This window comes from Paenibacillus sp. 01T422 (genome assembly GCF_056398785.1).
The window spans coordinates 1-8,162 of record NZ_JBFTQB010000202.1; the positions used below are offsets into that span (position 1 = coordinate 1).

An 8,162-nucleotide genomic window follows, 5' to 3' on the forward strand; every position below is an offset into this window, starting at 1 on the left:
AGGTGGAGAGGCTCCTCTTATTATTGAGCCAGAGCGCAGAGACACCTTCCCTGCCATCGCACTAGCTGCTGCTTATATGTATGATGTGGAAAGTTTACCCCTTAACACCGTGATTACGGTATTACCGGTAGATCCGTATGTCGATGAGGCATTTTTCCAGAAAATTAAACAGTTAGAGGATGTTCTACACGAAACAGACGCGAATTTAGCGCTGATGGGTGTTGTTCCGACAGTTCCATCTGAGAAATATGGTTACATTGTTCCATCGGATGAGCGCCGGGAAGGGACAGAAGCGCTGGGTGTTCAGTATTTCTTCGAAAAGCCTAGCCGTGAACAAGCCGCTGTTTTGATTGACCAAAAGGCACTTTGGAATTGTGGTGTCTTTGCTTTCCGACTTGGCTACCTCATTGAGGTCATGATGGATAAAGGGATTCCTAYTCAATACGAGGAAATGCTCAGAAATTATCATAAATTAACGAAAATCAGCTTTGACTATGAAGTTGTTGAGAAGGAAGCAAGTTGTGTCGTTGTCCCTTACGACGGTTTCTGGAAAGATTTGGGAACCTGGAATACCTTGACTGAGGAAATGGGACGTTCCCAAATCGGAACAGGTATCGTTACGACTGATTGCGAGAACACCCATTTGATTAATGAGCTTGATATCCCTGTCACCGTAATCGGCATCCATGACGCAGTTATTGCCGTGAGCCCGGATGGCATCTTAGTGACGAACAAGTCGGAGAGCCCTCGTATCAAGGAAGTCATGAACACAATCGAGCATCGCCCGATGTACGAAGAGCGCAGATGGGGACGATATCGTGTTATCGATTATGTCAAATATGCCGAAGATAATGAAGTACTAACGAAACGTATTCTCGTTCATGCCGGTAAAAATATAAGCTATCAGCTGCATTATAAACGTTCTGAAGTGTGGACAGTTGTGAGCGGCGTAGCAGATATTATCATCAATGATAAGCTCTATCAGGTGAAACCGGGTGATGTTGTGCGCATTCCGGAAGGGACTAGACATAGCATAAGAGCAATCACGGATGTTGAATTTATCGAGGTACAAAGCGGGTCCGATTTAGTTGAAGAGGATATCGTTCGTATTTGTATGGATTGGAAAGACATCCCGCTTCACCAATTTATTTAAGTTTTGTTTTGAAACAAAGAACCGCCTTCTATTCGATTTCGGGAATGGAAGGCGATTCCTTGTTTGAAGGCATAAAAATTACAAATATAACCATTTCATAAAAAGAAGGATGTCATATGACAAACAAGAAGATGATTCTAATTTTAGGAGAGGCAGGTGTACGTAAGAAGGTGGTTTCCTTATTGTTCTTACTCTCTTTAGTAGCTCCGAATTTCTTGTTTCAACCACATGTTGCAGCGTCTGCGACTACGGTTCCTGTCAACTCGCAAGCGTCGATAGAAGCTAAGGTGGTACTGCAGAAGTTAAATGTCGTTTCAGGTGTTAGTACGATTAGCGGGCAGCATGATTATCTTGAAAGTCCAGATGAATGGACGAATCAAGTGAAAGGCTGGACAGGTAAATTCCCTGCCCTTCATGGCTATGAATTCGGTGCTATTTTGGCTCAAAACGAAAGTCAATTGGCGCAACAAAGACAGAAGGTTGTCAATAGCGCGATCGCTTGGAATCAGGCTGGCGGCTTAGTGACCATCTCCTATCATCAAAGCATTCCTGGAACCTGCCTATGCTGGTCGAATGTGGAGAAGAAAATGAGCCAAGCGGAATTTGATAAATACGTGACTCCTGGCACTCCCCAGTATGCGAAATTGATTGCGGATTTGGATAAAACGGCGGTTTACCTGGAGAAACTGAAGGATGCGGGAGTTCCTGTCTTATGGCGTCCCTATCATGAAATGAATGGGGATTGGTTCTGGTGGGGCAAGAAGAACAACTTCTCAGCGCTATGGAATATTATGTACGATCGTTTCGTGCATGTGCATAAGCTGAATAATTTGCTTTGGGTGTGGAGTCCGAATGCGCCGAACGCGAATGCCGACCCTTACACAGCCACATATCCAGGTGCGAGTAAGGTGGATGTTCTCGCTGTAGATATCTATGATAATGATTATAAACCAGAATATTATAAGAATATTGTCCAATTAGCAGGCGGTAAGCCTGTAGCGATAGGGGAGAATGGCGAGCTGCCAAGTGCGGAGGTATTGAAAGATCAGCCCCGATGGGCTTATTTCATGACATGGGGCAAGATGTTGACCGAAAATAATAAAAAAGAAGAGATTAAATCATTCTACTCGCATTCGAAAATATTGAGTAGGGAATCTTTTCTGCCAATTAAGCAGCCGCAGATACAGCCAATTTCGCTACCAGATAAGAAAAATGGGTTGCGAGCAGAATATTTTGATAATAAGGATTTGACAGGATTAATAGAAACCAAGGTGGACGCCAAGATTGATTTCAATTGGTCGACTTCGGCTCCTTTACCCTCTATGCAAGCAGATACATTTTCGGTGAGATGGACGGGGAAACTCGTGCCCGCCTATTCAGAAACTTATCAGATTTCGACCCTAAGCGATGATGGTATTCGAGTTTGGGTGAATGACAAGTTGGTTATTGATAGTTGGTTTAATCAAAGTTGGGTGGAACGAACAGGATCTATTGCCCTTACCGCTGGCGTGCCTGTTGATTTGAAAGTGGAATATTACGACAATCAGAATGGTGCCGCTGCTAAACTCATGTGGAAGAGTCCTTCCCAATCAAAAGAAATTATACCAGCAAGTGTTTTATTACTTCCTTAGAGGTTGAGAGGTATCTAACATGATGAGATATGTGATTGTGCCATCGGCCTTGTTGATCTTACTGATCCTGATCTCGGCTTCGAATAATGACGGTGCATCTGCAAGGACAGAATTGGTAAAGGTGATGACAGAATCCAATCAGATTGGCAATCAGATCTGGACGTTAGGCGAACCCGATGATTCTTATTCGGAATTTGGAAAAGAAAGTGCAGCTCAGATCGGTTACACGGTATCTTCCGACGCAAAGCAGCAGGAGACTTGGAGCTCGGTGCCGCAAGGTCTCAATAAATCGCTCAATCCAACCTTGTCGATCAACTATTCCTTGACTGCAATACCCGAGTATGGGGTTCATTTCCGAGTGAAAATTCTAGATGCGCATAAGTCCGTTCCTCAGATGGCGGTGTTTTCCAATAATATGCTATCGGGCATCATCCAGATCGCCGGTGTCGGAGGGACGTCCAGTACTTATGAGTATAAGAAATTATATGAGCTTTATATCCCTAAGGAGCAGTTGCAGCTAGGAAATAACGTGTTGAAGCTGTCGGCCGAAGGCTGTCTGTCTTGCAAGGCAGATGAGAATAAATTTCTTTGGTGGAAATGGGACTATCTCTCGCTTGATGCCCTAGCTGCTCCTGCCCAGGAACCCATTCATGGGCGATATGTGGAATCCGGCACCAAAGTCAGTAATTTATCATTTTACTATGACCAAGGAGCTGTTAAGCATCTTCCCTATGTCTTAAAGTGGCTGGGAATTGCCTATAGCGGCAATGTGATGCGAGTGGATTGTGCAACGGATGTGAAAGCGGGATGTTCCGCAATTGAGCCTTATTATGAAACACTGCGTGATTACAACACACAAGCGGTAGCTCTTCATTTACATACTGGAAACATCAAGTTGAAAGAGGATGGCACACTGCCAGCAGATGCAGAAGCCAAGTTATCGGATTACGTGAAGCAATATGGCTCCATGTTTCAATATTATGAGATCGATAATGAACCAGGCTTATTTAATCGGTCCAAAAGTGTGAATCTAGCCATAGCCAAATGGCTCAAAACCAATCTGCCTGAGATTGCTCCTCATGTGAAAACGGTCGCTCCTGGTTGGGCCTATGCGCCGGAATATAGCACGAGGACCTGCCGCAATCAGAACACATCAGGCGTGTTCAGCTGCGGAGATCCTGACGGATGGGAAGGCGATCCGAACCAGCGTATGGAGCTTGAAGAGATGACAGATTTAACCAATGGGCATGCGTATGGGACCTCTTATGTGAACAATAAGGATGGAAGTTTTCTGGAGAACATGCGAACCTTCGGAGGGGCTGAGGATGGGTTACAGAAGCTGATGCTCAATACGGAGTATGGCACTTCGGATAGCCATAAAGATCCATCCGAATATGGCGCGGCAGAGCCTCATGCGGCTGTCTTTGATCGGATTATGAGAGCTCATATTGGATATGCGGATATGTTCATGCAGCATGCGGCATTTTATCCGGACTATGCTTTGTTCGAACCGGGCATTGATTTGAATACCCAGAACCCCGCACAGATGGAAATTCATAAGAATTCATTGGAAAATGATACGCGAGTCGGGGTGATGCGGCGCTTAAATCTAGCCTATGCGACGCATGGCAAACCACTGGTTTACGAAGTAGCCAATAAGCCGGAGCTATCGGAGAAGCTGGTTTATTTCCGGGGTGTTGATACATCAACATTACCTGCACTTCCTGGATCAGGAGGGAAATCGGATAAGATTTTACTCAACTTTGTAAACTTTGAATCGAGTCCACAAACGATACAGGTGAAAGTAACGATGCCGGAGTCAGCGATATACGAAGGCGAAAGGTTCGGAGCGGGTGATACGTATGAAACGGCTCGATCCTATCTGAGCGGATTGCAAGCAGCGCCAGAGTTAGCATTTAAGGAAACGTTGGGCCCAGGTGAAGCCGTGCAGTATATCCTTTCGCGAGCAGATGGGGTGAAGCCAGTCGCACCATCGTGGATTCAGGCCAAGCCCGCACAGCATCATGCGATTGAGCTCAGCTGGAACGAGTCGGAGGTAGCGCGCAGTTATGATGTTTTGCGCAAATCAAGCGTGGGTGAGGACAATTACACCGTAATTGCAGAGCAAGTACAAGGTACCGAATTTATAGATACAAGTACAGGGATAGGGAACCAGTACATGTATCAGATTAGGCTTTCAGGTACAAACGAAGTTTCACAACCAGCCGTTGCAACTGCAACCGATAGTGTGGCTCTGGATCGGACGGACTGGGAGGTTACCAGCAGTTCTGGCAAACCACAAGGGGCGATCGATGGTAACATCTATACCCGCTGGGACACAGGTACTGCTCAAGCTCCCGGTCAGTTCTATCAGGTGGATATGAAAACACCAACTACGATCAACCGAATAAGGCTTCGGAGCGAGGGCTCCCCGAATGATTATCCAAGGAAATATGAGGTATATGTATCTGCGGATGGAAACAACTGGTCTCAGCCGGTTGCATCCGGTAGCGGTTCTAGCCTACTAGACATCAATTTTAGTCCAACGTATGCACGATTTATCAAGATCGTTCAGACAACGAAGGCAGGGAATTTCTGGTCCATTCATGATCTGCAGATTTATGGCTAGGAATCGGAAGGTACATGTTAACTTTTGCGGGTTGAAGCTACGATTAGAAACAGAACTAATATGAGCAACCAGATGACTTGAACCATATTATCCTCGCCTTTTGTTATAATAAGTCAAGTTTAACAAGAATCTTTGAAATATTCTGTCTTAAAACAAACAAAAATGTTGGATTTATGCTGAATATTACTAAAGTAATTATCGAAAAGTCATAATTTTTTGTCATTTTATGAAGGAAGTCCTCACTTTGTGGGGGCTTTTTGTCATTTTATACAGAAAGAATCCATTGTCGAAATATAGTATCTGATTTTATATACATTTAACAAACCTTCTGTAACATATAGATATTGGAGAATTGAACAAAGGATAATAACCGAAGGGGAGAAATTTCTTGAATATGCGACTGCCTCAAATTACAGTGGGTAAGAAAATGTATCTCAGTTTTATTATTATATTATTGCTTACTTCTGTTGCAGGATGGATGAGTCTAACGAATATGAAGTCGATTCAGGACAAAAGTGATGAAATCAGTAAGAGATGGATGCCTGGCGTCGAAGCTGTTAATACGATCAGTTATTTAACGGAAAATGTACACGGACTACAGATGCAGCTCTTCATATTAATGGATCCAGCTCAGCTGCAAAGCACACAGACACAAGCTATTGCTGGGATTAGCAATGTAGACGAGCAGATTAAACAATTCGGGGAAGCGCTGACGGATGAGCAAGAGAAGCGGAATTTCGAAGCCTTCCAAAACCAATGGAATACTTACAAAGGCTATCATGAGAAGTTCATAGAGCTTAGTCAAAAAGCCAATTTGAGTAAAGGCTCTGGCAACACGGAGAAAGAAGTTGAAACGCTCATTTCAGATTCAAATAAAGTATTTGTGAACATGCAGAAATATCTAGAGGTTCTTGTACAAATCAAACATGAAGGCGCGATGGCTGCCTCAGAGAGCAGTTCGGATATTTATCGTTCTGGACAAATGAACTTAATCTACATTTTTGGTTCGGCAGTTTTAATCGGTCTGATTCTGGCCTTCTTCATTACACGCAATATCTCCAAGCCTGTGCGGCTTGTCTCCCAAGCTCTTCAGACGGTGTCCTTGGGAAGCTTGTCTGAGCATGATGTGAAAGTGAGCAATAAAGATGAGATAGGTGAGCTTGTCGGTTCGTTAAACCGAATGAAGACGAATGTCCGGGACATCTTGCTGCAGATTCGCACTGCCTCTTCTTCGGTTGCTGACTCGTCCAAAGAACTTCTCGATCACGCGGAGCAAACATCGCATGCTTCCAATCAAGTGGCGGAAGTCATGCAGAAGGTAGCTTCTGGAGCAGAAATTCAAGTTCAGAATTACGAGGATACGAATACGGCAATGACGGAGATGAGCATTGGTATTGGACGAATCGCTGAAGCTTCGTCGGAGGTATCCGATATCTCCATGGAAGCATTCCGAGAAGCCAAGCAAGGCGAGCAAGACCTCCAAGGGCTCATTAAGACCATGAACGGCATGAGTAATACGGTCAGCAGGGCGAATACAGTTATTATCAATTTGGAGAACTATTCTCAAGAAATCTATAATATGATTGGCCTGATGGGCAACATAGCGAAGCAAACAAACCTGCTCGCATTGAATGCGGCGATTGAAGCAGTTCGTGCAGGAGAAGCAGGCAAAGGATTTACGGTTGTTGCAGGGGAAGTGCGCAAGCTATCAGAGCAGTCCGCACAATTTGCCAATCAAATTACGGAATTGATCGATCAGGTTTTGAACAATACCGGAGTTGCCGTTCAAACCATGCATGATTGCCTGCAGGAAGTGGATATGGGCAAAGAGATGGTACAAACGGCTGAGACTTCCTTCCATCGTATTTTCTTAGCTTCCGAGCAAGTGGCTGTTCGGATACAAGAGGTCGCTGCCTCAGCAGAGGAATTGGCCGCCACTTCGGAAGAGGTGTCCGCTTCAGTCGCAGAAACGAGCGCTCACGCGAGAAATTCATCTGCCTACGCTCAGCAGGTGGCCGAAACTTCGGAGCAGCAGATGGCGTCGCTGAATGATATCACTAGGTCTGCCGGTATGCTTAACGGCATTGCCGAACAATTACATACGGTCGTTGGGAAGTTCGAGCTGTAATTCCTTTGAACCGTGAACCTGAGACCCCGTCTCAGGTTTTCTTATCGTTCAGATCCATGCAGAAGTCTGCCAGATCATGCTATACTAGACCTTGTACAAAGGAGGTTGAATATGGCTAGAAACAAAGAGTTTGAAGTGAATACCGTGCTGCGAAAAGCCATGCAATTATTCTGGGAGCAGGGTTATGAGAAAACTTCCATGCAAGATTTAGTAACGCATATGGGGATACATCGAAGAAGTATCTACGATACTTTCGGAGACAAACATAGTTTATATATCAAGGCCGTAGAGAAGTATGGTGAATTGCTGGAAGGTTCCGTTCATAAAAAAGTGGAAGAACCTGCTCCGATCAAACAAGCGATCAGACGAATGTTTGAATTCGCGATCTCTTCAGAGGAAGAGCGGCCCAAAGGGTGCTTAATGGTTAATACGGCTGTTGAGTTGGCTAGTTGTGATGCAGAAGCCGCTGCGAAAGTGAATCAAAGTTTTATCAGAACAGAGGACAAGCTATACGAACTCGTATTGCGTGGCCAGGAAACAGGAGAGATTGGAAGTCATCATGATGCACTTAAGACTTCGCAGTTTCTAAATAATGCGTTCATTGGGTTATGCGTGTTGGTC

5 protein-coding genes are annotated in these 8,162 nt (G+C 44.7%); all 5 read left to right on the forward strand.

The genetic code is table 11. From position 1 onward, the window contains the following. On the forward strand, positions 1-1,153 hold a 1,153-nt coding region (locus AC1DUA_RS13550; RefSeq protein WP_477500264.1), incomplete at its 5' end, for a sugar phosphate nucleotidyltransferase. A gap of 116 nt (positions 1,154-1,269) precedes the next feature. Then, entirely contained in the window at positions 1,270-2,784 is a 1,515-nt protein-coding gene (locus tag AC1DUA_RS13555) for a glycosyl hydrolase (protein WP_477500265.1), read from the forward strand. Positions 2,785-2,803: 19 nt separating this feature from the next. Further along, on the forward strand, positions 2,804-5,413 hold the full coding sequence (locus tag AC1DUA_RS13560) for a discoidin domain-containing protein (RefSeq protein ID WP_477500266.1): 2,610 nt from the start codon (positions 2,804-2,806) through the stop codon (positions 5,411-5,413). Positions 5,414-5,807: 394 nt separating this feature from the next. After that, a complete protein-coding gene (locus AC1DUA_RS13565) occupies positions 5,808-7,541 on the forward strand; it encodes a methyl-accepting chemotaxis protein (protein WP_477500268.1) in 1,734 nt (577 codons plus the stop codon). A gap of 111 nt (positions 7,542-7,652) precedes the next feature. Then, positions 7,653-8,162 (forward strand): TetR/AcrR family transcriptional regulator (locus AC1DUA_RS13570; protein ID WP_477500267.1); only part of this gene is annotated, 510 nt, incomplete at its 3' end.

Excerpts from the sequence above, each read along its gene's own strand:
- AC1DUA_RS13555 (WP_477500265.1), top strand. The coding sequence starts at position 1,270 with ATGACAAACAAGAAGATGATTCTAATTTTAGGAGAGGCAGGTGTACGT.
- AC1DUA_RS13560 (WP_477500266.1), top strand. The coding sequence starts at position 2,804 with ATGATGAGATATGTGATTGTGCCATCGGCCTTGTTGATCTTACTGATC.
- AC1DUA_RS13565 (WP_477500268.1), top strand. The coding sequence starts at position 5,808 with ATGCGACTGCCTCAAATTACAGTGGGTAAGAAAATGTATCTCAGTTTT.